This window comes from Bacillus sp. MC1252 (assembly GCF_056838025.1).
Window position 1 is genome coordinate 2,866,726 of record NZ_CM166369.1, and the last position, 24,882, is coordinate 2,891,607.

A 24,882-nucleotide genomic window follows, 5' to 3' on the forward strand; every position below is an offset into this window, starting at 1 on the left:
TTTACGTTTATTTAAAAACCCCAATATAGGCATTCGCCATCCCAAGTACCATTGCAGCAAGCAGCACCACAACAATCCCTGCCACAACCAAAATCACCCGATCCTTCACACGTTCCTTTTTCGGAAGCGGCTTGTCTATCCCGCAAGATGGACACGTTTTTGAACGATACGGAATCAGTTCATGACAGTTCCTGCAATTGATTTGTTCACTCAATCCTCAGCAACCTCTTTTCTGACTACAGTTTATGTTTGATTCTCATGATACTCTTTTCAAGTGGAAATAGCCAGTTGTGAGAGCAAGCTGTAACAAAATTGAGCGATTTACGAGACAAACATATCTCTTATGAATTCGCTGCCTCAAACATGTTAAACATCATTCCACATTCAGAGAACAACGATCATCAAGTTAAATCATCAATCAACAACCCATTATTTAAAATGTGTGAATTTTAATTGACCCTAACGTAACGTTATATTTTATAGTGGATACTATAAGGAGATGGCTAGATATGAAAGTAAAAGAAGTCGCTGAATTGTTTGGTATTAGTATTCGTACACTTCATCATTACGATCAGATTGGTTTATTGATACCAAAAGAAGTCACTGATTCTCGTTATAGGCTCTATTCAGAAGAAAACCTTGAAACATTACAGCAGATATTATTTTTCAAAGAACTTGGGTTTCCCTTGAAGGAAATCAAAAAGATGATGCACAATCCTTCATTTAACAAGGAAGAAGCTTTTACCTTACAAAGAAAAATGTTAATAGAAAAACGAAATAAATTCAATAAAATGATTGAAAATATTGATAAGACGCTACAGCATTTGATTGGAGAAACTAAATTCACCTATAAAGAAAGGTTCCAGATTATGAACATGAAATTAAATCAATTTGAAGAAGAAGCTCGTCGGCGTTGGGGAAATCAAACTATTGATGAAGTAAGCTCAAAACTAAAGGATTTGTCTAAAGAGGAACAAATTGACTTATCCGATAGCTGGGATAGGATATTTAATAACCTAGCCTCCCTTCGCAATCATTCCCCTCAATCCAAAGCGGTACAAGTCGCAATCAAAGAATGGTATGACTTTTTAAACGAAAACTTTAGTCACTACTCTTTTGATGCATTTTACGGATTAGGTCAACTCTACATTCAAGATGAACGTTTTACAAAGTATATAGATCGATATGGCGAAGGCTTGGCTTCATTTATGAGCGAAGCGATGAAAGTCTTTACTACTCTTCATAAAAGGGGGCATAGCGATGAAGATTATGATTGAGAATACAATCGATCAATACGAAAAGTTATTTTCAATGCAACACAATAAAGAACATTTTTTCCGATACACCATGATGAAACCTTTTGAAAAGATGTGGAATATGATAAACGTTCCGTTAAAAGCTAAACAGCAAAATGGCTATGATGTAATAATGGCAACCACCATGCTTGGCTATCTTGATATATCAGATACACAAACTGGGCGACAGGCATTAAAAAGATTACAAGAAATTCAATCTCTTCAAACAGCAAATATTACCTTGCATCATTGTATGGATTTTATAAAGAAACACAACCTTCTTATTAATGCTGATGAATTGAGGTTTGGCCTATATATAGCTGATTCGAAGAAGCTTGAACTGCAAAAAGGATATTGTGGTTTTGGAGGAATTCCAGGGTTTATTCAAGTATCATTATATCCAAATTCATATAATATCCCACGAATTCCTGCTATCATTGCACATGAATTCCATCATAATATCCGCTTTTCCTATTTTGAATGGGATTACGGAAACGTGACAGTTGGAGATTACTTAATTATAGAGGGTTTAGCTGAATCATTTGCAAAAGAACTTTATGGTGGACACCTTTTAGGACCTTGGGTCACTTCTTTTGATAAACAGGACTTAGAATATTCAAAAGAAGTGATTAAAGACGCTTTACATACGAAAGGGTTTGCTGAGGTTAGTAGTTATATGTTTGGTGATACCATTGCCAAAGAACAAGGCTATCAACCTGTCGGATTATCACCCTTTGCTGGTTATGCAGTAGGTTATCAAGCTGTACAATCTTTCATGAAAACCAATAACGTAGGAATTGAAGAAGCTACATTACTTGGTACAGATGAAATACTAAGAAATTGCGAATTCTTTTTCAAGTAAATAACTTTACTAAGAAGGACATTACTGTGTGAGTTAAGTAATGTCCTCCCATTATGATGATATCTAAAGCAATGGGAAGAAATTTTCATACGCTCTTCCTTTTTCTGCTCAACTGTCGAGATTTCATCAGTTGTTTTTTCATAAACTTGAATTCTTTTTCTTGTTATATTTTTCTACACGCATCCAATCTAATCTCTTCAAGAGAAATTGTTGGAAAACCTAGTTGAAATTTAGTGACTTTAAAAAACCTCCTCGAATAAATGATTTATTTGAGGAGGTTTTAAATATTAAAGATTGATTTACAAAATTAATCAATGCCAAAACCCTTAACACTCTTCCGGCGAACCGGTATTCGTGGCTGTTCTGAAAGAAGAACCACATCCACATGACGCAATGGCGTTCGGATTGTCGATGGTGAAGCCGCCGCCCATTAGTGATTGTTTGAAATCAATGATGGTTCCGTTCATGATATCAAGGCTTTCAGAGTCGACCAGGACTTGGATCCCGTGCTGTTCAAACTGTGTGTCTTTCTCCGAGACTTCATGGTCAAAGCCCATGCCGTACGAAAGACCGCTGCAGCCGCCGCCTTTTACGCCCACTCTTAGGAACGCATTTTCTTCTTCATGCTCTTTCATCATATCTTTAATCTGCAGTGCAGCAGCTTCTGTAATGGTTACTGGTGTACTCATGATCATCCCTCCTTTTGACTGGATGTTTCTTTTCAATTATAAACGTGATGGTGCCTTTTCTCAAATAAATGGTTTAGAGATAAAATGTGCCGTCACAAATGGTTTCAGCAGGTCCTGTCATGAGCACATGCCCATTGTCTTTCCAGCGAATGATGAGATCTCCACCTGCTAAATGAACCGTCATGTCCGTTTCTTTTTTCGCATGTCCATTTATAATGGTTGATACGGCCGCAGCACAAGCCCCTGTGCCACAGGCTTGTGTAATTCCAGATCCTCTTTCCCACACACGAAAATGCAGCTCCGTTTCACTGACGATTTCAACAAATTCCACATTGACGCCCTCTGGGAACGTCTCGTGCTTTTCAATGATCGGTCCAAGTGTATCGAGCGGAGCTTTCTCAATGTCCTCTAAATTAAAAACGATGTGCGGGTTACCCATTGAAACGGCCGTTCCATTTAAAGTCGCGGTGCCAAAATCAAGCGGCTCATTGATCGTTGTGCTGCCTGGCTCGCCCAGCATTGGCATCGCTTCTTTTTCGAAACGTGGTTTTCCCATATCTACTGTGACTAACTGAACGTGATCATCTTTGATATGGACAGTAGCTTCAACGAGTCCTGACAATGTCTCAATCTGGAACGTCGTGTCTGTCACAATCTGATGCTCATACACATATTTTGCGACGCAGCGCAGCCCGTTACCGCAGTTTTTCCCCTCTGATCCATCATTGTTGAAAATGCGCATTTTCACAGGTGCAACATCTGATGGGCAAATGAGAATCATCCCGTCAGAACCGATTCCTGTATAAACAGAAGAAACACGGATCGCCATCTCTGATAGCTGCTCTTCTGGAAGCTGTTCCTTCATCTGATTGACGTAAATATAATTATTTCCTAGTCCGTGCATTTTCGTGAATTGAAATGATGTCATGAGCTTCCTCCATAAATGTTGTTTCTTATAGTATAAAAGGAGTCGATTCAGGAGACAATCTTATCATCCCCCGTTTTTCATACATAGAAGCTCTTTGCTGCCATGGCAAAGGGCTTTTATTATGCATATGCCTCTTTTTCAATCGTGTGATGCTTCATTTTGATGATATTTTATTAGCATAACATATTGGATGCGCTTTCTATTCATTCTCCTTAAAAATGGAAGCTGAAAAGTGTAAAAAAATGCACCTCATGACCCATGTGGTGCACCTAAAACATCTCATTTTCCTCTATAAAAGCATAAATACGCTCGACTAGCTGCTCTGCATTTTCTCCTGAAACAAATTCTCCATTCACAAGTGCGAATGGGGAGTCCATGCATTTGCCGCAGTAGCTTAAACAGCCGTATTCCATTACGTCTAGGTTTGGGTCTTTTTCAAGCTTCTCTTTTGCTTCTTGCGACCCTTGTGCAAGATTGCTTACACAAAATTCGATCAGTGGGAACACTTTGCTTCACCTCACATTGCTTTACCATCCTACCGAAATTCCTTCTATTAGTCAAAACATGAGCTCCACCTGTATCGTTACGCCTATTCCTCGTAAAATGTTTTACTATTTAGGACTAACTAATGAATATGTAGGTTATTTTGAAACAATTATTGTGGTTTCACAGTAAATTCGATATAATTTTATTTGGTATTTTAACTTAAAGTTTTTTAGTATAAGTGTTTTTCAATGTCTAGGGGGAAAAGGAGAATCGTCATGAAAAATTTAGTCTTGATCGGCGGAGGTTACGGGAATATGCGGGTTCTCCACCGCTTATTGCCAAATCAATTACCTGATGATGTTACTATCACATTAATTGATCGAAATCCTTACCACTGTTTAAAAACAGAATATTATGCACTTGCTGCTGGAACGATCTCTGATCATCACATTCGAGTATCTTTTCCAGAGCATCCGAAGCTGGATATTCAATATGGGGAAGTAGAAAAAGTTGATATTGAAAACAAACAGATCTTATTCAGCGACCGTGAACCCATTCCATATGATGACACGGTGATTGGACTCGGCTGTGAGGACAAGTATCATAATGTCCCTGGTGCAAAAGAACATACATACAGCATTCAAACCATTGATCAATCAAGGCATACGTATAACAAATTAAACAATTTGAGTGCGGGCGCAACGGTTGGCATTGTCGGGGCTGGACTTAGCGGGGTAGAGCTAGCCAGTGAACTGCGAGAAAGCCGCACCGATTTAAACATTATTCTTTTTGATCGTGGAGAACTGATTCTATCAAGCTTCCCAAAAAGATTAAGTTTATATGTGCAAAAGTGGTTTGAAGAAAATGATGTACAGATCATTAACTGCGCCAATATTACGAAGGTTGAAGAAGGCGTTGTTTACAACCATGACGACGCAATTGAAGCAGAAGTCATTGTGTGGACAGCAGGCATTCAGCCAAGCAAAGTGATAAGAGACATGGATGTTGAAAAAGACGCACAAGGCCGCGTCGTATTAACTCCTCATCACAATCTCCCTGAAGATGAGCATGTATATGTCGTGGGTGATTGCGCAAGCTTGCCGCATGCCCCAAGTGCACAGCTTGCCGAGGCGCAGGCAGAACAAATTGTCCAATCTCTACAAAAACGCTGGAAAAACGAGCCGCTTCCTGAGGCTTATCCTCAGTTTAAGCTAAAAGGGGTACTAGGCTCTTTAGGGAAAAAAGCCGGCTTTGGCTTAGTTGCGGATCGTCCACTTGTTGGCCGTGTGCCAAGACTCCTAAAATCTGGACTTCTTTGGATGTACAAGCATCACAATGGCTAAGCTCATGTGATTTTTTTCTCAAAGCTCCTTTCTTGAAGAAGGAGCTTTTTTCTATGAAACGGCATGTGCCGATGGATTGGTCAATTTGATCGGAGCAAGGGCAAGTATGCAGTCTTTACGAAAAGTTCTCATTGTCTTCTTCGATAAACAATACGCTTGTATGAGCTGTTCCGTTTGACGGTGTACAATGATTTTTCGCTTTGTGCACTCTCCGTTTTTCTTCATATAAATCATGTCAATCGGTATTTGCTGATGAAGAGATTGTTTCAGTAAATAATTCATGATGCTCACGCTCCTTTCATTCCATTATATACGAACAAACGTTCTTTTTCAACATAAAAAGAACATTTGTTCTATTTATTTTCTCAAAAAAAGAACAGCTTATTCACTGCTCTCTTTGTACCCGTATTTCTCCATTTCTTGATAAATGTCTTTTAATTTCGGATTGCCCTCTCCAACAATTTGATCCTCCACTAGGACAAGTGGATAAAAGAATTCATCATCAAGAATTCGTTCACACAATTCCTTTTGGCGTTCGTTTTCTGGCGGGTGCTCAATATCAATATATGTGATGCGAAACGGCTGATTCGGATATTTTCGTTTTAACGCTGCATCTAACCACTCAAATGTATCTTTTGAAGAAGGCAGATTCACGCAGCTAGCACACAGGACATCTCTTCCATATACATAAAGATCAACGGTTTGGTTCATTTGACAAGCCCCCTATTCTCCTTTATTTTAGCTGAATTTTCTGTATGAAAAAAGTCAAAATCACTTTTTGTTTCAAGGTGAGATTGTGCTATAATGAGAAGGAAACTTTGAAACCAATCAATAGATTTTTATCGTCCAGATGAATATAATGGTGATATGTTGTGAAAGGAGCGATTATATCTAATGACTGAAGTCGAAATGAAAGACCAAGTACAGGAAGTACTGGACAAACTTCGTCCATTTCTATTACGTGATGGTGGAGACTGTGAGCTTGTAGACATTGAAGATGGCATTGTCAAATTACGTCTTCTTGGTGCTTGCGGCAGCTGCCCAAGTTCAACCATTACACTGAAAGCCGGTATTGAGCGCGCATTATTAGAAGAAGTGCCTGGCGTTGTAGAAGTTGAACAGGTTTTCTAATTCATATATGACATGAAAACGACCCAAATCGGGTCGTTTTTTTCATTAGGATAACTTTTCTTTAAACCATTCTTGAATAAAGGTCAGTCTTTGAATGCGCTGTCCCGGGTGGCCGCTTCTGGATAAATCATGAGATGCCTTCGGGAATTTGACCAATCTTGTGTCTTTCCCAAGCTCCTTCAATGCCACAAAAAGCTGCTCTGCTTGATCGACTGGACAGCGATAATCTTCATCGCTGTGCAAGATGAGAAGCGGCGTGTTCACCTGTTTCACATACTTAAGCGGCGAACGATCCCATAGCTTATCAACCGAATCATAAATATCCCCATCAATCTGCCACCTTGTAAAGAAATAACCGATATCACTGATGCCATAAAAACTAATCCAGTTCGAGATGGATCGCTGTGTGACGGCTGCACGAAAGCGGTCTGTCTGTCCGACAATCCAGTTGGTCATAAAACCCCCATAGCTGCCGCCGGTCACTCCGAGTCTCGTTTCATCAAGAAAATCATAGGCTTTTAGCACATGATCAACAGCCAGCATGACATCCTCATAATCAACATCACCATAGCTGCCTCTCACACGGTCGGTAAACATCTGTCCGTACCCATGACTGCCATGAGGATTGACATACACAACGGCAAAGCCTTCAGAGGCGAGCATTTGAAATTCATGAAAATACGTTTGACCATACATCGCATGCGGTCCGCCATGAATCTCTAGAATAAGCGGATATTTCTTCCCGTCTTCCATCTGGGAAGGCTTCATGAACCACCCATGTACATCGTCGCCCTCTTTCGACTGAAGCGAAAATGGCTCCGGTACTGAGAGGACATGCTCCTTGAGAAAGGTAGCATGCTCGAATGTGATTTGCTTTAGTGATGTTTCCCCTAATGTCAGCTCATACAGCTCACTTGGTGTGACGGGGGACAGCCGGCTCAGCAGCAATTTTGATTCATCTGGATGAAGGCTGAAGTTCGTAATATGTTCTGCCTCTAGTCGAACAGGGTAGGCTAAACCTTCAATGGAAAAATAATAAATTCCTGTACTTCCTTGATCAGAGACAAGCGCATAAAACCCTTGACTATCTTTTGTCCATTGGGGAAGCTGATTGGCTTCACCCATGACACTATCCCCTGCCATACAGTTGCCCACATACATATCGAGCATTTCTGATAGCTGGATGGCCCTTTCTTCCTTCAGGTCATACAGCCATAATGATGGGAAAGTTGCATTTTGAAATTCGCGCTCATGTCCAATGACCAAAAGGCTTTCTCCATTTGGAGAAAAAGATACGCTTGAGTAGGCGCCGGTTGATTGTGTGATTTTGCTTGATGTACCATCCTCTAATGAGAGAAGACACACATCACTTATATAAGGTATCTGAGGATTTGTTTGAATATAGGCGAGCCATTTTCCGCACGGAGAGACCACATGATTTATATGATGATGCTGCTGGCTTGTAACAGGCTGTACCTCGCCTGAACGGACATCCACTTGAACGATCTGCGTCAAACGCCCATCTAAAAATCCTCTTCCATCTGCCTTATAAGTCAACTCATCATATACTGCCGGAGCAAAGTCATCTCGCTCCTCCTTTTTTTCATCATGAACAGATTCTGTTTGTTTTAATGACACACCCGCATAAAGGAAAGTTCCATCTGGTGAAAATACAGGATGAGATACCCCGTAAGGAATATTCGTTAAGGTACGCACGCCGCCTCCTTGACTCTGCATGAGTGCCAGCTGAGGAACTTCCTTTGGCTTTTGCAACATAAAGGCAAGCTGCTTACCGTCTTTTGACCAAACAGGATGATGGTGCTTTCCATCCTCAAATGTCCATTGAGACAGCTCATCTGTCTCTTCATCTCGAACCCATAAATGGATATTGTAATCATCCTTTTTCTCATTCACAGTGACTTTTGTAAAGACCGCCCTTTTTCCATCTGGCGAATAGACCGGATGAGAAACAGAAACAATCTTCGTTATATCTTCAGCAGTTATCAATTTCTTCATGAATGTATCTCCCCCTTTTATGTATAAAAAATAGTTCGATCCTCTAAATAATAATCCCTGCTTCTGCCCTTAAAAACAAGTATAAAAAAGAACGTGCGTATTCACCGCACGTTCCAGATTGTTGACAAAGGGCTAAAATGATCTTTATTTTAGCCCTTTGTCTTCTTTTCAGCGTGATAGAAAGCCCTTGAAGTCTAGGAAGGACGAGTACCGGAGCGGAGCGAATTTGAGATTCGTGAGCACCGGCACGCAGGACTGACACAGAATGCGAGGGTTTGTCTACACGCTGGAACGTGCGTATTCACCGCACGTTCTACACTTGATTGACAGGATGATGTTCGACGACGACACCTTCTACTGGAACCGTCAGCAAATCTACTTCGCAATGAGGGAAATTTTGAGCAAGCTGCTCTTTCAGCGCGTCTCCCTTCCCTTTTTCAACTAAGGTAAGGATCGTCGGCCCGGCACCGCTTAAAGCTGTTCCATACGCTCCTTTTAATGAAGCGACATGCTCCACCTTCGACAGCTCTGGGACAAGCATGGTGCGATAAGGCTGATGAAACAAATCTTTATTCATCATCTCCCCTACAAGCGGCCAGTTCTGCGTCATTAAGGCGGCGACAAGGACGTTACTCACCGCACTCGCACTAACGGCATGCTTATAGGAAAGATCCTCTGGCAGGACATCACGGGCATCCTTTGTTAACACTTCATAAAAAGGAATTACGACCACTACATCTATGTCTACATGCTGCACTTTGACGGCATGTGTCTTTTCTTCTTCATGAAGACCGATGAGTAAACCACCAAATAGCGAAGCACCAGCATTATCTGGATGACCCTCTACCTCACTTGCAAAAAAGAGCTTCTGATCATCTGACAAATTTAATTCAAGCAGCTGATTGGCAAGCTCAATGGCGGCCACGATGGCGGCTGCACTGCTGCCTAGCCCCCGAGCCAATGGAATATCACTCCACACTTTGACATGAACAGGCGGGAGTGTTTTTCCAAAGTCATCTGCGACCTTTTTGGCTGTTTGATAAATCAGATTGTCGGTGCCTGATGGAATACCAGACACGACATCTGTTTCTGCTTCAAACAGCCAGCTATCATGGCCATAGACCGATAGCTTTAAGTAGCGGCTGAGCGCCATTCCGACTGAATCAAAGCCTGGTCCTAAGTTGGCAGTGCTTCCCGGTACTGTGATTGAAAAAAGCATGGAGGCTTCACTCATACGCGTGCGGCCTTTTCTAAATGTTCGAGAATTTGATCTTCATCTGCATCGAGTGTGACCGGTTTGATGTGTGAAATATCAATCGCCGTATTCGGATCTTTCAACCCGTTTCCTGTTAATACAGCGACCACTTTACTGCCTGGCTTGATTTCTCCAGATTTCACCTGCTTTAGTACGCCCGCAATGGACGCACATGATCCTGGCTCTGCAAACACCCCTTCTTCACGTGCAATCAATTGATACGCATGAAGAATTTCCTCGTCTGTCACTTCATCAATTTTTCCGTTTGATTCATCGGCGGCTGCCACAGCTTGCTTCCAGCTTGCTGGATTTCCGATACGAATGGCTGTTGCTACTGTTTCTGGCTGCTCAATTACTTCATTTCGAACGATCGCTGCTGCACCTTCTGCTTCAAAACCGCGCATCACAGGCAGCCCAGTACCTTTTTGCTCATGATATTCTTTGAACCCTTTCCAGTAGGCTGTGATATTCCCTGCATTTCCAACAGGAATCGCCAGTACGTCTGGCGCAGAGCCTAGCTGTTCACAGATTTCAAATGCCGCTGTCTTTTGTCCTTCAATTCGGTAAGGATTAACGGAGTTAACGAGTGCAATCGGCGCTTTTTCACAGATGCTGCGGACAATTTTAAGCGCATCATCAAAGTTGCCGTCAATGGCAATGATCTCTGCTCCGTACATCACAGCCTGCGCGAGCTTACCGAAGGCAATTTTCCCATCTGGAATGATGACAATACATTTCATATCAGCGCGAGCCGCATAAGCCGCAGCGGCTGCAGAGGTATTTCCTGTCGAAGCACACATGATCGTATCATTGCCTTCTTCTTTTGCCTTTGCGACTGCCATGACCATTCCTCGATCTTTAAAAGAGCCCGTTGGATTGACGCCCTCTGTTTTCACATGCAGCTCAATCCCTAGCTTTTCAGAAAGCTTGGCGAGGTGGATCAGCGGTGTATTCCCCTCATTTAATGTTAGTTTTGGTGTATGTTCGTTTACTGGTAAGAATTCTTGGAATTCTTCAATGAGTCCATTCCACTTCATCAGCTTAAACCGTTCCCTTCTACTCGGTACGTGCTCTTCACCTGAACCACCACGTCGAGATCGTTTAATTTTTGCAGGATATTTGAGAAATCTTCTTCTGAAGTCTGATGTGTAATAATCACAATTTCAGCCAGCTCATCATGCCCTTTCACAGGAAGCTGAAGGATCTTTTCAAAGCTGATGCCTCTTTCAGAAAAAATAGATGTAATCCGGGAGAATGCCCCGACTTGATCTCTGACATGGATTCTTAAGAATTGCTGAGCAAATACTTCCGATGATGATTTGATTTTCTTCTCAAATTGCGCTGCGATAAATCCGCTTCCGTTCACGCCAAGACGCATATTTTTCATCACTGCGACTAAGTCAGATACAACAGCTGTTGCCGTTGGCAGACTTCCTGCTCCAGGTCCGTAAAACATCGTTTCTCCCACAGCACTTCCGTAGACATACACAGCATTGAATTCATTGTTGACGGATGATAGTGGATGATGATCAGGGAGTAAAGTTGGCTGTACACTGACCTCCACTTTCTCTCCGTCTCTTTGGGCAATACCGATCAGCTTCATTGTATAGCCAAATCGTTTGCTGAAATTAATGTCCTCATCAGAGATTTCAGAGATGCCTTTGACCTTCACATCTTCTAAATCAACATTCATCGAAAAGCCAAGTCTTGCAAGAATGGCCATTTTCCTTGCCGCATCCAGTCCTTCTACATCAGCTGTTGGATCTGCTTCTGCAAAGCCGAGATCTTGCGCTTCTTTTAATACATCTTCATATGCGCTTTTATTGACATTCATTTTCGTTAAAATAAAATTCGTTGTGCCGTTCACGATACCCATCATCTTTGTGATTCGATCAGAGGCTAATCCTTCCTCCAGTGTACGAAGAATCGGAATTCCTCCGGCGACACTTGCTTCATAATAAAGATCACAGCCATTTTCTTTCGCAACATGCAAAAGCTCCGTTCCGTAAAGTGCCATTAAATCTTTATTGGCTGTAATGACATGTTTCTTCTCGTTTAACGCATCTATTAAATATTGTTTTGTATCTTCAATGCCGCCCATCACTTCAATAATGACGTCGACCTCTGGATCTCTAATCACATCGTATACTTCAGTTGTGAAGACCTCTCTTGCTACATCCACATCTCTTTTTTTGTCGGGATTGCTCACAAGCACTTTTTGTATTAATACGGGACAGCCGATCTGGTGCATTAATTTATCCTGATGATCTTGGATAATCTTAACGACACCGCTCCCCACTGTTCCTAATCCTAATAGTCCAACTCGAATTGCCTTCACCTGAAATTCCACCTTTCTCCGTAAATGTCCTCTCTAAAAAGACATTTGTTAACCTAACACAGACATTCAATGTACACACATTATAAAGGGGTATCCTCATTTTGACAAGGTAATAAAATATGAGAATGTAAGAATGAAACCGCTTAACAGCTATTTATATCAAGATTCTATATTTTCAAAATATTTTTGTGAGAAAAGCTCCCGAAAGTCGGGAAGCCTTAACATTATGGATGAACCGGCGTTTTGGCCTGCTGATCTTGTAAGACAAGCGCGATATTTTCAGCACATAAATGCATCATCGTTTTTCTCGTTTCAACACTTGCGCTTCCGATATGAGGAAGAACCGTCACGTTAGGTAATGTCGTTAACGGATGAGCCGGGCTGACAGGCTCCTGACTAAATACATCGAGGCCTGCTCCTGCAATTTTCCCTGTTGTGACAGCCTTATATAAAGCATCCTCATTCACCGTCTGCCCTCTTGATACGTTGATAAAGTAAGCCGTGTTCTTCATCTGATCAAAAGCTTTCTCATTAAACATTTCTTTCGTTTCCGGGGTTAAAGGGGTCAGACAGACGATGAAATCAGACAGTGTGAGCAGTTCATCAAAGGTGGCATAGGTCACACCTAACTGCGCTTCTGCCTCTGGCTTTCTTGAACGGTTATGGTAAAGCACCTTCATATCAAAGCCCGCTGCCCGCTTGGCAAGTGCTGTTCCAATACTGCCCATTCCGACAATTCCAAGGGTTTTGTGATGAACATCGGCGCCGGCAAGAAGAAGCGGTCCCCAGCCTGTCCATTTTCCTTCCTTAATCCAATCACTCGCCTCAACAATCCGTCTAGCTGATGCCATCAGCAGGGCAAAGGCTAAATCAGCTGTGGATTCTGTTAATACGTCTGGTGTATTACACACTGTGATACCATGTTTTTTAGCTGCTCCAAGATCAATATTGTCATAGCCAACAGCAAGGTTCGCCACCACTTTTACATTCGGGGCATTTGATAAAAGTGCCTCGTCCACTTGATCTGACAGCATTGTGAGAAGCCCATCAGCCTTAGCAGATTGTTTTTCTAACTCTTCTCTTGGACATGGCTCCTCCTCGCTCGGCCACATCTCAATATGAGCGACTTCTTTTAATGGTGTAAGTGCTGCTTCATCCAGCTTTCTTGTGATATAGACATAAGGTTTCGTCAAGAAGAACACTCCTTTGGTTGATTTCTTTAAGCATAACGAAAAACGCCTCAAGAGAAAAGAGACGTTTCGTCTGTTCACTGAAACTTCAAATCAGCGGATGGTTGAATCCATCCAACAGCCGGAATGAGGCTCCCGCCGCTTCGCATGGCACTCATCTCTTGAAAGACCTTCAGAAAGTATTCATAGCGGTTGGCATCATTTAAGACGTAATCTAACCGCTCTTCATAATATGATTTTTCATTCTCTCCAGACATGTAGTAGCCTTCCACAATTTCAAAATAATGAAGCGGGAACAAAAGGCGGCTGTATAACAATCGCTTTGAAAAGGATGAAAGGGGTGTCACCTGCTCATATTGCTGCAGAAAGGAAAATCCTTCTTCAATTAAATCTTCCTTATGCTGTACAAAGGTTTCTCTTAAGTATTCGGCAATGTCCCGGGTTGGATGATCAAAGACCCAATCAACAGGTAAACGAAGCGGCTGCTCATGTGGCCATGTCTTACGTGAAAAGCGCTGATGACAAACAGTGCCTGAGTCACATTCTCTCGGTTCATCATCAAGCTCTGTATCAACTAAATATTGAATGGCATTTTCCGTTAACCCAAGATAATACGGAAAAGATTCAATGAATTTTTTTTCAAACCGTTCAAGCGGTTTTTGATGCATTTGCTGCATCCAAAAGCCTTCAAGCTGATCTAACCGTTTTGCCCATAATTCCTTCCAGGCTCCCACCCGTTTTGTTTCAGACACCTCATAAGGAAACCCTCTTCCCCTTACATGAAAGGCCGCCAGCTCTGACGCATGTTGAAACGAGCGGCTTGTAATCGGCGGTGCTGCCTTGAATAAGGCGTACAGCTCCTTTCCATGAGTAAAGGTCGGTTTCTCTTCATTCGTTAATTCAAACACAGCGACGTATGGGTCACCCTCATTCAGTAAATACTGACTAATATGATAAAGCTCTGTGAGTTCTTCTTCTCGCAAATGAGACACAGGAACAATGAGGAAGAGAGCCTTCGCCGTTTGAAAGCTCTGATAGCTGCCATATGGCAGCAATTGACGAACATCAATACCAAATGTGTGATAAATGGTTTCTTTCATGTTTTCACCTGCGTTCATATGATCAGTCCTTTATCATATCGTAGTCGCAGGTTGAGAGATTTATGAATACAATTTACTATCCGAAGCTTTTTCACACGTTGTGGACAAATTACGAGGATTGGGTGAGGAATACATGCCGCATCATCATGAGATGAACGAAGTAGAAAAAACAGCAAGACGCCGTTTACAAGAGCGAGGCGTAACCATTCAAGATATAGCAGACCTTGTCTACTTTTTACAGGAAAAGTATCATCCTGGCTTAGACATGACAGAGTGCATCCACAATGTGGAGCGTGTCATCGCAAAACGTGAAGTCCAAAATGCCATTTTAACAGGCGTTGAACTAGATGTTCTAGCGGAACAAAAGAAGCTGACCGAGCCTCTGCAATCGATTCTTGAAACAGACGAAAGCCTGTATGGCGTCGATGAAATTTTGTCCTTTGCCATCGTCAATATTTATGGATCGATCGGCTTTACGAATTACGGATATATCGATAAAGAAAAACCAGGAATCCTTGGAAAACTGAACGATAAATCCACAGGCAAGTGCCATACTTTTTTAGATGACATTGTTGGCGCCATTGCTGCGGCAGCATCAAGCAGGCTGGCGCATAGTTCGAGAAATGCGGAATAAACCAAAAAAGAGGACGCGCGCGTAACGCTTGTCCTCTTTTTTATGATCATCGCTCGATCCACTCGGATAAAGAATCAATGACATAGGTTGGCTGTTTGTCATACTGCTGAAGCAGCTCTTTTGTTGTCACGCCTGTATGAACGAGCAATGTATCCATTCCTGCATTCATCCCTGCCATAATATCGGTATCATAGTTATCACCGACCATGAGCGTCTCAGACACATCTGTCCCGAGCACCCGCATGGCTTGTTCCATGATGATCGATTCTGGCTTTCCAATAAACGTTGGCTGGACCGTTGTGGTGACTGTCAGCACAGACGTTAAAGAGCCGTTCCCTGGCAACAGCCCTCTTTCTGTTGGAATGGCAATATCGCCATTTGTTGAGACAAATTGTGCTCCTTGACGAATGGCAATTGCACCTACTGCTAATTTTTCATAAGTAATGCCTCGATCAATTCCAACAACAACGAAATCAGCGTCTTCCTGACCAAACGTCAGCCCTTTTTCTTCAATGGCCTGCCTGATTCCTTCTTCGCCGATGACGTAAACAGACGCATCTTTCTTTTGTTCCGCAATATAGTTTGCCGTCGCCATACTTGTTGTAAAGACTTGTTCTTCCGTTGCTGGAATATCGAAAGAAACAAGTTTCTCCGCTACCTGCTTCGGGGTGCGTGAAGAGTTATTTGTGACAAACAAATAAGGGATGTTCAACTCATTTAACTTTTGAACAAATTGACCCGCCTCTTCAATCTTTTCTGTTCCTTTATACATCGTCCCATCTAAATCAATTAAATAGCCTTTGTATTTCATGATGCTCACAACTCCAATGGTTTATTTAAACGCTGATACTGGTCCAAGCTCCTGCTCCAAATAGGTACGGATTCTGTTTGGAAATACTTGAAGCGCCTGTTCTACCTCACTGATCACCTGCAATAAGTCGTGATGATCCACTTCCTGATATTGCTGAACAAGCGTTTTGCGGCACGAGACAAGCTTTTTCAGCTGGCTACCTTCCACTTCTGGTACGACCTTTTCATCGACAAGAATATCCATGATGTCATCATAGCTTCCTGGATCACGCATAATAAAGCCATCAATCATGTCATTCCCCGTATCAAGAATACATTCGACGAGCAGATGAACGATTCGTTCCAGCGCTTTTTTCTCTAGAGGACTTGTCCATGTTTGATGACTGCGCATCAAATCATATTGCTCCTCGAAAAAACGTAATGTCTCTTCAATCTTCTTTCTGTCTACGAAATACATCATGACGCTCCCCTTTGCGTTATTTTCTCATTCGTTTTAAGACAAAATAGGCACAGCCAAAATTACAGTATTCATAAATGTATTCATCGAGTGTGCTGATTTTTGTATCAAATGTGGCCTTTTGGTTTTGGTCATCAAAGAACCCTTTCAGCCTAAGCTGATTGTAGCCCCAATCTCCCACAATATAATCATACTTATTTAAAATATCTGAGTACCTTGCTTTAAACGCTTCCTCATCAAAGCCGTCTTTGATATCTCTCACAAGATCAAAGGTAGCATTCTGAATAACGATCATCTTCTCACCTCTTTTTAAACGATCCATCTTTAATGATAATTCATTGGAAGAACTCCATCAATTGCTAAAGCATGTTTTTTCGGTTTTAGCCGAAGCTAAAGAAAAAAGGAGGTCACATTTATGATGAAACAACTGACAGCCACTATTCTCCTCTGCATGCTTTTAGGCGGATGCGGCTTTCAATCAGGTATGAACAGGCAGGTGGATGAAGATTCTTCAAGTAAAACTATCCGGCTGTCTGATCGTCATGAAGGAAATAATTCCAACATGCCAGAAGCAGACACAAACAGAGCAGGATATGTTCGTTATCAGCGGCAGCAAGTAACGGATCAGAAAGAAAAGACACCTGCTTTAAATCGTGAGCACCTTGCCCACGTCATTACAAGTTTAGCTGTACAGCTGCCAAACATCAAAGATGCAGCGACTCTTGTCACAGATGAGGATGCACTGATTGTGTATCGAACAGGAAACAAAAACCGAGATGAATCAGCCGATCAAGTGAAGAAAACGGCGGTTTCCGTTCTCCCTCGTTATTATCATGTATACGTCTCTGATAACCCAGAGCACTTTCAATCCATTGCCAATTTTTCACGTCTTCAAACCAATTCACGTGATTTTGATCAAATTTTAACAAAAACGATTCAACAAATGAAATATTCCCCTCAAGGTGGGGATATTTCAAATCAAGAAGATGCAAATGGCATGACAAATTCCGACCGCACCATGAGAAGAAACGCCCCTTACGGCCAAAATTAATACGAGAAAAAACGCCAGAAAGCTCTGGCGTTTTCTTTGTTATGCTTGCGCCTGACGCTTTTTAGACGCTTCGTTTACTTGTTCGTCTGCATGGTAGGAAGAGCGGACAAGCGGCCCAGCTTCACAGTGGCTAAAGCCTTTTGACATGGCAATTTCCTTCAGCTCTGCAAACTCATCTGGATGGTAGTATTTTTGAACTTTCAAATGCTTTTTCGAAGGCTGTAAATACTGGCCAATCGCCATGATGTCGACGTGATTGGCAAGAAGATCATCCATGACTTCAATGATTTCTTCCTTCGTTTCACCGAGTCCAATCATAATGCTTGATTTCGTTGGAATGTCAGGCTGCATTTCTTTTGCACGACGCAAGAATTCTAATGAACGATCATATGTCGCACGTGCACGAACCCTCGGTGTTAACCTGCGTACTGTTTCAATATTGTGATTTAAAATGTCAGGTCGTGTATCCATCAACGTTTTCAAGTTATCATCATTGCCACCCATATCTGAAGGGAGAACTTCAATTGTGGTGAATGGGCTTTTCCTTCTAATGGCACGCACTGTTTCAGCAAATACGCCTGCTCCGCCATCTTTTTGGTCATCCCTTGCAACCGCTGTTATAACAGCGTGCTTTAAATTCATCAAAGCCACTGAATCTGCAACGCGTTCCGGTTCTTGCAGGTCAAGCTCAGTTGGAAGTCCAGTTTTCACCGCACAGAAACGGCATGCGCGCGTACAAACAGATCCAAGGATCATAAATGTAGCGGTTCTTCTAACTGCCCAGCATTCATGAATATTCGGACATTTCGCTTCCTCACAAACGGTATTCAGGTTGTTTTCCCGCATCATTTTTTTCAAACCGGTATAGTTTTCATTTGTATTCAGCTTAATTTTAAGCCAGTCCGGTTTTCTTACGTGCTCTTCCTTCTTTGCCAATTCCATCATCTCCATATGAATTCGTTAAAGGTGCATATACAAAAATCTTCCTGCTATATACGATGGATGCAGCCAGAAGCTGCAAAAAATTGAATCTTCGGCCTAAAGCCTTTTCTTTAGACACTTTAACATAGTACAGATTGAACAACAAGGGAATGAGCTGCAAAAATACCCAAAAGGCTCCTAAATAAACAGAAGAAAATTACTAACATTTTCTTCTTATGAAATATAGCGATCTACCCACACTAAACATTAGAAGATGATGCTCGAAGAAAGGAGATGGACGTTTGTGAAAGTGGTTTTAGCCATCATCATCGCTCTTTCAATAATACCTTTACCTATTCATGCAGAAGGGGCGAGCAAGCAGCCAGATGAGTTGAAGCAGCGAATGGCACTATACGAAAAAGTCGCCATCACGACACAGGTTCCATGGTATGTACTTGCTGCGGTAGATCAGTATGAACACAATATTCGAAAAAGCAGAAAAGATTTACCGAAACAAAAAGGCGTCATTGGCATCTACATTCCCCGGGAAATGTGGATCGGACCAGAAAACCCGAATAAGCAGGATACCTCCCCCTTAAGCATTAAAGTGTTTGACGGCATTGGGCTTGATGGAAATGGGGATGGTAAAGCTGAAATCGATAATGATGAAGATGTACTGTTCACGTTTGCTCAATACTTGCTTTACTACGGCAGCACCATTGACCAATTAAAAATTGCCTTATGGGACTATTATGGACGTGATCAAACCGTTGGAATCATTTCATCTTTTATGAAGCTCTATAAGCACTATGGCCATCTTGACCTCGGAAAGCATGCGTTTCCTCTTCCGGTCGGAGCTGACTACAGCTACAGGAGTACATGGGGTGATGCGAGAGGCTTTGGAGGGAGAAGAATCCATGAGGGCACTGATTTATTTGCCCATTATGGTCTTCCTGTTCGTGCGACATCATATGGCATTATTGAAATGAAAGGCTGGAACCGCTTTGGCGGCTGGCGGATAGGCATTCGAGATATTCACAATCATTATCATTATTTCGCTCACTTAAATGGATTTGCAAAAGGACTCAAGACAGGCCAAATTGTTGAACCTGGACAGGTTATTGGGTCTGTCGGAAGCTCCGGTTATGGCCCTCCCGGCACAGCAGGAAAGTTTCCTCCACACCTTCATTATGGGATGTATAAGGACAACGGACGAACCGAATGGTCATTTGATCCATACCCTCACCTGCGAGCGTGGGAAAGAGCCGAGCGGAAAAGCAAATCATAACAAACAGCCCAATTCTTTCATTGGGCTGTTAATCTTCTTTCTCCTTTTTCTCTGGCAAAACAATCGATGGAGCACCGGAATTTGTCCCGCTGCCATTATAATAATCTGGCACGTCCCCTTGAACGGCTTGTATGGAGACAGGAACAGAATTTTTGACGACGATGGTTTCAGATGCAAACGGAATGATGACTCTCACCTTCACCTCGATCAGAACACTAATATCAATCAAGGCATTGTTAATGCCATAAGGCTTAATGTTTTTTTCAACGTCCGTATGCGGATCACCAATGACACTAAATCGTACAGGCACTTTTGGTCCTAGGTTTGCGATCAGTGCATTTCCAGACGCTTGCCCAAGTGGAATATTGTATATAATGCCGTCATGGCCATCCGTTTGATCTTTTAATGCCTCTTTCGCTTCCTTTTGAAAATTCCCCTTTTCGATGTCCTCTAAATTTTTTTGAAGATGACGTGACAGGTCAGCCATTGCTTTCGATGTTGCTTGCGCATTGAAATCGATGGTCGTTACTTTACCGTTCTCACTTGTATTCATGACCACCATATCCTTCATATTCTCCTGATCGTCTGCAAAATCTTGAACAGAATATTGAATGAGATGATTGGCTATTCGCTCTGTTTCTAGTTCAGCAATGTGAATCAGGGTTGGTTTAATAGAACGGTTAATGAAAAATAGACTAATGACAGTTGAGAGCACAAAAAATAATATGGCAAGCAGCATCACGTAACGAAACGGCAAAGGGCCCTTTTTGTAGGGGCGATAACGGCGGTTCATTCTCAATAAAAAATCCCCCCTTCTCCATTACAAGTGTATGCAGACAGGCGGGGGGATAGGAATCATCTCTTCATTTTATTTCACCATTTTTAATAATGCGTCTCTGCCGATTGTTCCAGCTGGAATGCCTAGCGCTTCAGCGGCGTATGTCACAGATTCTAAAGGCGCATCGAGCAATTGCTCGATGGTTCTCACACCGACCGCTCTTCCTGCGATGATTCCTCTATCTGCAAGCTTTTCATTTAAGAGCCCGACATCAAGTGCACCGCACATAATATAACCATGCTCGTTTGTCACTGCCATAAAATTGGTCTTCGGCAGTTTGACGGTGACGGCTGTAAAGGAATGGCCATCAATTGTAATCGGTGTTAAATTCACCAAATCCCTTCACTCCTCTCACCCACAATCTATGTGAAGAGAGGGCGAGTGTTGTTAGGCTGAAGCGGATTTCATCTTGCTTCCTTCAAGCGCCAGCTCAGCACATCACGTAAAAATTCCGGCATGAAATAGTCAATATGTTCATGGTCACGTATATGAGGAAACAGGGAGCCGAGTGTATACATATCTACTGTGCCAATCGTATATGAATCATCCTCTTTGATTAATTGACCATGGACAAAGACTTCTTTCACCCGTTTGTTTTCGCCTTCTTCTAATGTATAGGTGAGTCCGCTGTATAGCATTTTCCCCATCAATTCACCTCTAAAACCGAAGCCTTTGATGCGCAGCTGTTCCATTTTTTCTTCACATGCCCGCTGAACGGTTTCTAGCAGCTGTTTACCGGTAAGCGTCACTCGAATTGGATTAATTGGATGCGGACATATCCGGTGGATCTCTTCTCTTGTCACGGCCCCAGCCTCTAATGAATCAAGCACCATGCCTGCATTCATCATGCCGATATCTGCCCCGCACCAATCTTTAATGGCATCTGTTAACAGCTGAGGAAGCGGAGATTCATCGAACCATTTTGTTTCAAGCTTCGTCTCGACCGTCGCCACTTTTTCCTGCATCAGTGATTTTGCTCTTCTTTCAGCTTGCTGTAAGGTGGTGATGGCTTCATCCGATTCACTTATGAGCTGGTCCACTGATTGCACTGTCGCCTTTTTCTCTATGAGCTCGTTGCGCGTTGTGTCAATGGTCAGCTCTACACAGCCAATGTAATGCCCATACTTTTCAGCACATGCAAGCAGCACACCATTGTCCATCTCACCATGTTCTAAAAGATGATGCGTGTGCGCGCCTAAGATGATGTCAATTTCGGGAAAATCTTGGGCTACCTCCCGATCATGGATGATACCAAGATGGGAAAGGAGCACAATCACATCAGCCTGTCCCTTCACTTCCTGCAGCATGTCCCGTATGCTGTCAAACGGGTCTATAATGTCCCAGCCCAGCTTTTCATATACAGGTGTATAAGCAATCGTTACCCCTAAGAGGCATATCTTCAGTCCATTTTTCATTGTGATCATATGATAAGGCTTTGCCCACGATGGTCTTTTGCCTTTCTCAAATAAATTAGACAAAATCACTGAAAATTGAGCCTCTTTGTATAATTGATCCAGTTGATCATGAGGCAGCGTAATGCCCTCATTATTACCAATCGTGACCCCATCATAGCCGAGCTGATCGAGGAGCTTGACGTTTACCTTTCCATAATCAGCTTCTGACACTAGGTTCACTCGGTCCATATGGTCGCCAATATCAAACAAAAGCATCTGATCGTGAACTTGACGCTTTTCTTCAATATAAGCGGCGATTTTTGGCCAGTTCTCAAAGTGGCTGTGCAAGTCGTTTGTATGATATAACCATAGCTTCTGCAGCATGTTGATCTCTCCCTCAAGTTGTCACTGAACCGTTTCATTCAGCTTGAAAGCCGCAGCTCTCATTTAACTAAAAAAATCTAACTGCTTCGGGGATAAGCTTGAATAGGTAATATCCAGCAAATCAATCATTTGCTGGCCATTCGCCGCTGCATCTCCGCCGGAGTTATTATTAAACACAACATATACATCTTTCGATTGCTGATGCAGGATGTCGAGATTCTTTTTCCATTCCTTTAATTCAGCTTCATTATATAAATATAAGTAACGCACTTCTCGCCAATTCTCATGGTCTGCTGGGTGAAGCCAGCCCTGTTTATTTCTTCCGTGAAAACGGACCAATGTTTTATCACGGTGTGTGGCTTGTATGACTGGCGGAATGGACCCTTCTCCGACTTGTGGTTCATCACAGACGGAATGAATCCACCCTTCTTTCTCCATAAAGGACAAGGTTTGCTCATAAAAATCGTTTGAAAACCATGTCCGGTTTCGGAATTCGAGGGCACACGGAATGTCACCCATCTTTTCCTTAAACCATCTTAAATATTGGACATGCTCTTTTTTACAATCAAACCATGGTGGAAATTGAAACAGGACCATGGCCAGTTTCCCTTCTCGAATGAGCGGAGTCAATGAGAGGATAAAAGCGTCAAACATTTCTTCCTTCGAAGCAAAAGGAATCTCGCCTCTTTGATGTCCGGTCATTCCTTGGTATGCTTTCACGACAAATTGAAAGGTGTCCGGTGTGTCCTTTATCCACTTTTCATGATTGCGCTCAGGCTGAACAGCATAAAAGCTTGCATCCAGTTCCACAATAGGGAACGTTGACGCGTAGTGAAACAGCTTTTGAGAGCTTCCTATTTTCGGCGGGTAAAGACTGTCATGATCCCCCCAGCCAGTTAATCCGATATAAATCATGTATCTCACCTCTTGCCACTTATGGGTATAGGCGGCTTTCCCACATCAAAGCCTTTGTCTCTTGGGATACCCATATTTCTGAAAGAAATTCTTCTGTCTACAACATATCACATTTGCCCGTAATTCTGAATGAAGATGACTGTTGGCACGCGATTGTGTCCTATCCACCCTGTTTGCTTGTGATATTAGTTGACAACTTTCTATGTAAAATGATTTTAGCTGATAACATAATGCATATCAGAGATGTTAACAGCGCTTGTCCATTTTTTTATTCATCTTCACCAACAGCTTTGGCTCTCAATAAAGGAGATTGAGTGGATATGAACATGGCCAATCATCATTTTGAAGCATTACAAAAAATGACCCAAAGGATTCACAGACCTGTCTATTTACTGAACCGGTATGGACAGATTCTCTACACCTCGCACACAATGATGACAAGCCCAGAATTGATTCAAGTCCTCCATTTTTTTCAGAGCACGACAAGCCATTATTTTTCTATGGTACATGGTAAGCAAACCTTTTCCGTCTTTCCCATTTATATCACCGAACATACATGTGATTATTTAGTGGTCCTTTCCTTCATTCCACCACAGGAAAAAGAACTGCATGTGATGATTGAACACGCTGTAAATGAATTGTCAATTGCACGAATGAGGCAACATGCCATCGAACAAACGGCCAAGCGGGCCCGAAATGAAGGGTTTCGCAGATGGATAGAAGGTGCAGTGTCTTCCGAGCAAGACGTTGTCCGACTTGCACAGACGTTTGGATTAAGCACAGGGAGCACCTATTTATGTATGGTCTGTCAGTTTGATCAGAGTAGTGATTCCACATGTTTGATTGAGCAGCAAATCGTTTTAGATCAAGTGGTTGATTTGCTTGAATACGCACTTCCAAGCTGTCCATTTCCCGCCTTTCTTTTTGTCAAAGCGGATATGGGCATTCTATTGATGGAAGAGACAGGCAGCTGGTCTGAGGTAAGCGACATGCTCATCTCTTTTTTAAAACAATTGCAGCTGCTCGTGAAAAAACATATGAATGGCACCATTTCCTTTGGTGTGAGCCTGACGGGACACCTCATCACCCATCTGATTGAAGGTTACAGCGAAGCATTCGATGCTCTTCAAGCAGGCCGGCTCTCATCGCGCACTGAATACATTCAGTTCTATCAGGCAAAGGATGTGCCAGATTTACTGAAGCTGATTCCAAGAAAGGATTTAGTCACGTTCCACCAACTGCACCTTCACCCATTATATGAACCATCACTAGTCGACCAAAGCCTCCTCCACACCTTATCTGTGTATTTAGAGACACATTGCCACATTTCAGAAACAGCCAAGCGTTTGTATGTTCATCGCAACACTGTCATTTATCGACTGGAGAAGTGCGAGGAATTGCTTCGAATCAGCTTAAAAGACCCTGACGCAACACTGCGGCTCCGCTTAGCTTTACGCATTCAAATGCATTTCTCATCCCATTCTTATTGAATCTTTTTTTCTAGAACTTCGTATAGTTTGGAGGAGAAAAAGTGAGACATGAGGAGTGGTGACAAAT

27 protein-coding genes and 1 pseudogene are annotated in these 24,882 nt (G+C 42.4%); 8 read left to right on the plus strand and 20 right to left on the minus strand.

Annotated features, from left to right (window positions below; translation table 11 throughout):
- Positions 1-7: 7 nt before the first annotated feature.
- Positions 8-214 carry a hypothetical protein gene (locus ACYH0L_RS14840; RefSeq protein WP_099727058.1) on the minus strand — a complete coding sequence of 69 codons (207 nt, stop codon included), beginning with the start codon at positions 212-214 and terminating at the stop codon, positions 8-10.
- A gap of 295 nt (positions 215-509) precedes the next feature.
- Here ACYH0L_RS14840 and ACYH0L_RS14845 point away from each other — a divergent pair, with 295 nt between their 5' ends.
- Both ACYH0L_RS14845 and ACYH0L_RS14850 read left to right on the plus strand, forming a co-directional pair.
- Complete coding sequence (locus ACYH0L_RS14845; RefSeq protein ID WP_230030793.1) at positions 510-1,277, plus strand: MerR family transcriptional regulator; 768 nt, start codon at positions 510-512, stop codon at positions 1,275-1,277.
- Positions 1,261-2,157: a DUF2268 domain-containing putative Zn-dependent protease gene (locus ACYH0L_RS14850; protein WP_230030792.1), complete on the plus strand. Its 897-nt coding sequence runs from the start codon at positions 1,261-1,263 to the stop codon at positions 2,155-2,157. Before ACYH0L_RS14845 ends, ACYH0L_RS14850 begins: the two co-directional genes overlap by 17 nt.
- A 326-nt stretch (positions 2,158-2,483) precedes the next feature.
- Here the strand turns inward: ACYH0L_RS14850 and erpA are convergent, their stop codons facing one another.
- From erpA to ACYH0L_RS14865, 3 genes are all read right to left on the minus strand, one after another.
- A complete protein-coding gene (erpA, locus tag ACYH0L_RS14855) occupies positions 2,484-2,846 on the minus strand; it encodes an iron-sulfur cluster insertion protein ErpA (RefSeq protein WP_099727057.1) in 363 nt (120 codons plus the stop codon).
- A 73-nt stretch (positions 2,847-2,919) separates the two neighbouring features.
- Complete coding sequence (dapF, locus tag ACYH0L_RS14860) at positions 2,920-3,774, minus strand: diaminopimelate epimerase (protein WP_256498993.1); 855 nt, start codon at positions 3,772-3,774, stop codon at positions 2,920-2,922.
- Positions 3,775-4,043: 269 nt separating this feature from the next.
- Positions 4,044-4,280: a YuzB family protein gene (locus ACYH0L_RS14865; RefSeq protein ID WP_230030790.1), complete on the minus strand. Its 237-nt coding sequence runs from the start codon at positions 4,278-4,280 to the stop codon at positions 4,044-4,046.
- A gap of 255 nt (positions 4,281-4,535) precedes the next feature.
- Here ACYH0L_RS14865 and ACYH0L_RS14870 point away from each other — a divergent pair, with 255 nt between their 5' ends.
- Positions 4,536-5,603 carry an NAD(P)/FAD-dependent oxidoreductase gene (locus ACYH0L_RS14870; protein WP_230030789.1) on the plus strand — a complete coding sequence of 356 codons (1,068 nt, stop codon included), beginning with the start codon at positions 4,536-4,538 and terminating at the stop codon, positions 5,601-5,603.
- 51 nt (positions 5,604-5,654) lie between these two features.
- Here the strand turns inward: ACYH0L_RS14870 and ACYH0L_RS14875 are convergent, their stop codons facing one another.
- Complete coding sequence (locus tag ACYH0L_RS14875) at positions 5,655-5,885, minus strand: WYL domain-containing protein (RefSeq protein WP_099727053.1); 231 nt, start codon at positions 5,883-5,885, stop codon at positions 5,655-5,657.
- 99 nt (positions 5,886-5,984) lie between these two features.
- Complete coding sequence (locus ACYH0L_RS14880) at positions 5,985-6,314, minus strand: YuzD family protein (RefSeq protein WP_099727052.1); 330 nt, start codon at positions 6,312-6,314, stop codon at positions 5,985-5,987.
- 120 nt (positions 6,315-6,434) lie between these two features.
- Here ACYH0L_RS14880 and ACYH0L_RS14885 point away from each other — a divergent pair.
- Positions 6,435-6,734, plus strand: a pseudogene (locus tag ACYH0L_RS14885) (NifU family protein).
- Between the two features lie 45 nt (positions 6,735-6,779).
- On the opposite strand, the gene ACYH0L_RS14890 reads toward ACYH0L_RS14885, so the two are convergent.
- The 6 genes from ACYH0L_RS14890 to yutH form a co-directional block, all read right to left on the minus strand.
- Positions 6,780-8,750, minus strand: coding sequence for a S9 family peptidase (locus tag ACYH0L_RS14890; protein ID WP_256498994.1), 1,971 nt, complete (start codon positions 8,748-8,750; stop codon positions 6,780-6,782).
- A gap of 313 nt (positions 8,751-9,063) precedes the next feature.
- A complete protein-coding gene (gene thrB / locus ACYH0L_RS14895) occupies positions 9,064-9,984 on the minus strand; it encodes a homoserine kinase (protein ID WP_099727050.1) in 921 nt (306 codons plus the stop codon).
- Complete coding sequence (gene thrC, locus ACYH0L_RS14900) at positions 9,981-11,042, minus strand: threonine synthase (protein WP_230030786.1); 1,062 nt, start codon at positions 11,040-11,042, stop codon at positions 9,981-9,983. The genes thrB and thrC overlap by 4 nt, the downstream gene beginning before the upstream one ends.
- Positions 11,042-12,343: a homoserine dehydrogenase gene (locus ACYH0L_RS14905; protein ID WP_099727048.1), complete on the minus strand. Its 1,302-nt coding sequence runs from the start codon at positions 12,341-12,343 to the stop codon at positions 11,042-11,044. Before ACYH0L_RS14905 ends, thrC begins: the two co-directional genes overlap by 1 nt.
- Positions 12,344-12,567: 224 nt before the next feature.
- The gene (locus ACYH0L_RS14910) at positions 12,568-13,536 is read right to left on the minus strand and encodes a 2-hydroxyacid dehydrogenase (RefSeq protein WP_099727047.1); all 969 of its coding nucleotides are present in this window, start codon (positions 13,534-13,536) and stop codon (positions 12,568-12,570) included.
- A gap of 74 nt (positions 13,537-13,610) precedes the next feature.
- On the minus strand, positions 13,611-14,651 hold the full coding sequence (gene yutH / locus ACYH0L_RS14915; RefSeq protein ID WP_327925423.1) for a spore coat putative kinase YutH: 1,041 nt from the start codon (positions 14,649-14,651) through the stop codon (positions 13,611-13,613).
- A gap of 115 nt (positions 14,652-14,766) precedes the next feature.
- Between yutH and ACYH0L_RS14920 the strand changes: the two genes are divergently transcribed.
- Positions 14,767-15,267 carry a phosphatidylglycerophosphatase A family protein gene (locus ACYH0L_RS14920; RefSeq protein WP_099727045.1) on the plus strand — a complete coding sequence of 167 codons (501 nt, stop codon included), beginning with the start codon at positions 14,767-14,769 and terminating at the stop codon, positions 15,265-15,267.
- Between the two features lie 46 nt (positions 15,268-15,313).
- Here the strand turns inward: ACYH0L_RS14920 and ACYH0L_RS14925 are convergent, their stop codons facing one another.
- The 3 genes from ACYH0L_RS14925 to ACYH0L_RS14935 are packed head-to-tail and all read right to left on the minus strand — an operon-like array spanning position 15,314 to position 16,829.
- A complete protein-coding gene (locus ACYH0L_RS14925; RefSeq protein ID WP_230030878.1) occupies positions 15,314-16,081 on the minus strand; it encodes a TIGR01457 family HAD-type hydrolase in 768 nt (255 codons plus the stop codon).
- Positions 16,082-16,099: 18 nt separating this feature from the next.
- Entirely contained in the window at positions 16,100-16,534 is a 435-nt protein-coding gene (locus ACYH0L_RS14930) for a DUF86 domain-containing protein (RefSeq protein WP_099727044.1), read from the minus strand.
- A gap of 19 nt (positions 16,535-16,553) precedes the next feature.
- Complete coding sequence (locus ACYH0L_RS14935; RefSeq protein WP_099727043.1) at positions 16,554-16,829, minus strand: YutD family protein; 276 nt, start codon at positions 16,827-16,829, stop codon at positions 16,554-16,556.
- A gap of 120 nt (positions 16,830-16,949) precedes the next feature.
- Between ACYH0L_RS14935 and ACYH0L_RS14940 the strand changes: the two genes are divergently transcribed.
- Positions 16,950-17,585 (plus strand): YhcN/YlaJ family sporulation lipoprotein, encoded by a 636-nt coding sequence (locus tag ACYH0L_RS14940; RefSeq protein WP_099727042.1) that lies wholly within the window; start codon positions 16,950-16,952, stop codon positions 17,583-17,585.
- Positions 17,586-17,624: 39 nt separating this feature from the next.
- Here the strand turns inward: ACYH0L_RS14940 and lipA are convergent, their stop codons facing one another.
- Positions 17,625-18,521, minus strand: coding sequence for a lipoyl synthase (gene lipA / locus ACYH0L_RS14945; RefSeq protein ID WP_099727041.1), 897 nt, complete (start codon positions 18,519-18,521; stop codon positions 17,625-17,627).
- 289 nt (positions 18,522-18,810) lie between these two features.
- Between lipA and ACYH0L_RS14950 the strand changes: the two genes are divergently transcribed.
- Entirely contained in the window at positions 18,811-19,794 is a 984-nt protein-coding gene (locus ACYH0L_RS14950) for a M23 family metallopeptidase (RefSeq protein WP_099727039.1), read from the plus strand.
- A 28-nt stretch (positions 19,795-19,822) separates the two neighbouring features.
- Here the strand turns inward: ACYH0L_RS14950 and yunB are convergent, their stop codons facing one another.
- The 4 genes from yunB to ACYH0L_RS14970 form a co-directional block, all read right to left on the minus strand.
- Positions 19,823-20,587 carry a sporulation protein YunB gene (gene yunB, locus ACYH0L_RS14955; RefSeq protein ID WP_230030877.1) on the minus strand — a complete coding sequence of 255 codons (765 nt, stop codon included), beginning with the start codon at positions 20,585-20,587 and terminating at the stop codon, positions 19,823-19,825.
- Positions 20,588-20,662: 75 nt separating this feature from the next.
- Positions 20,663-20,968, minus strand: a complete 306-nt coding sequence (locus tag ACYH0L_RS14960; protein WP_034317038.1) for a YunC family protein — start codon at positions 20,966-20,968, stop codon at positions 20,663-20,665.
- A 68-nt stretch (positions 20,969-21,036) separates the two neighbouring features.
- Positions 21,037-22,410, minus strand: a complete 1,374-nt coding sequence (locus ACYH0L_RS14965; RefSeq protein ID WP_230030785.1) for a bifunctional metallophosphatase/5'-nucleotidase — start codon at positions 22,408-22,410, stop codon at positions 21,037-21,039.
- Positions 22,411-22,473: 63 nt separating this feature from the next.
- Positions 22,474-23,325, minus strand: coding sequence for a DUF72 domain-containing protein (locus tag ACYH0L_RS14970; RefSeq protein ID WP_482354137.1), 852 nt, complete (start codon positions 23,323-23,325; stop codon positions 22,474-22,476).
- Between the two features lie 320 nt (positions 23,326-23,645).
- On the opposite strand from ACYH0L_RS14970, the gene ACYH0L_RS14975 reads away from it, so the two are divergent.
- The gene (locus ACYH0L_RS14975) at positions 23,646-24,815 is read left to right on the plus strand and encodes a PucR family transcriptional regulator (protein WP_256498996.1); all 1,170 of its coding nucleotides are present in this window, start codon (positions 23,646-23,648) and stop codon (positions 24,813-24,815) included.
- Positions 24,816-24,882: the final 67 nt, after the last annotated feature.

Coding starts and splice junctions, on each gene's coding strand:
- ACYH0L_RS14845 (WP_230030793.1), top strand. CDS start 510: ATGAAAGTAAAAGAAGTCGCTGAATTGTTTGGTATTAGTATTCGTACA.
- ACYH0L_RS14850 (WP_230030792.1), top strand. CDS start 1,261: ATGAAGATTATGATTGAGAATACAATCGATCAATACGAAAAGTTATTT.
- erpA (WP_099727057.1), bottom strand. CDS start 2,846: ATGAGTACACCAGTAACCATTACAGAAGCTGCTGCACTGCAGATTAAA.
- dapF (WP_256498993.1), bottom strand. CDS start 3,774: ATGACATCATTTCAATTCACGAAAATGCACGGACTAGGAAATAATTAT.
- ACYH0L_RS14870 (WP_230030789.1), top strand. CDS start 4,536: ATGAAAAATTTAGTCTTGATCGGCGGAGGTTACGGGAATATGCGGGTT.
- ACYH0L_RS14875 (WP_099727053.1), bottom strand. CDS start 5,885: ATGAATTATTTACTGAAACAATCTCTTCATCAGCAAATACCGATTGAC.
- ACYH0L_RS14880 (WP_099727052.1), bottom strand. CDS start 6,314: ATGAACCAAACCGTTGATCTTTATGTATATGGAAGAGATGTCCTGTGT.
- ACYH0L_RS14890 (WP_256498994.1), bottom strand. CDS start 8,750: ATGAAGAAATTGATAACTGCTGAAGATATAACGAAGATTGTTTCTGTT.
- thrB (WP_099727050.1), bottom strand. CDS start 9,984: ATGAGTGAAGCCTCCATGCTTTTTTCAATCACAGTACCGGGAAGCACT.
- thrC (WP_230030786.1), bottom strand. CDS start 11,042: ATGAAGTGGAATGGACTCATTGAAGAATTCCAAGAATTCTTACCAGTA.
- yutH (WP_327925423.1), bottom strand. CDS start 14,651: ATGAACGCAGGTGAAAACATGAAAGAAACCATTTATCACACATTTGGT.
- ACYH0L_RS14920 (WP_099727045.1), top strand. CDS start 14,767: ATGCCGCATCATCATGAGATGAACGAAGTAGAAAAAACAGCAAGACGC.
- ACYH0L_RS14930 (WP_099727044.1), bottom strand. CDS start 16,534: ATGTATTTCGTAGACAGAAAGAAGATTGAAGAGACATTACGTTTTTTC.
- ACYH0L_RS14935 (WP_099727043.1), bottom strand. CDS start 16,829: ATGATCGTTATTCAGAATGCTACCTTTGATCTTGTGAGAGATATCAAA.
- ACYH0L_RS14940 (WP_099727042.1), top strand. CDS start 16,950: ATGATGAAACAACTGACAGCCACTATTCTCCTCTGCATGCTTTTAGGC.
- yunB (WP_230030877.1), bottom strand. CDS start 20,587: ATGAACCGCCGTTATCGCCCCTACAAAAAGGGCCCTTTGCCGTTTCGT.
- ACYH0L_RS14965 (WP_230030785.1), bottom strand. CDS start 22,410: ATGCTGCAGAAGCTATGGTTATATCATACAAACGACTTGCACAGCCAC.
- ACYH0L_RS14970 (WP_482354137.1), bottom strand. CDS start 23,325: ATGATTTATATCGGATTAACTGGCTGGGGGGATCATGACAGTCTTTAC.
- ACYH0L_RS14975 (WP_256498996.1), top strand. CDS start 23,646: ATGAACATGGCCAATCATCATTTTGAAGCATTACAAAAAATGACCCAA.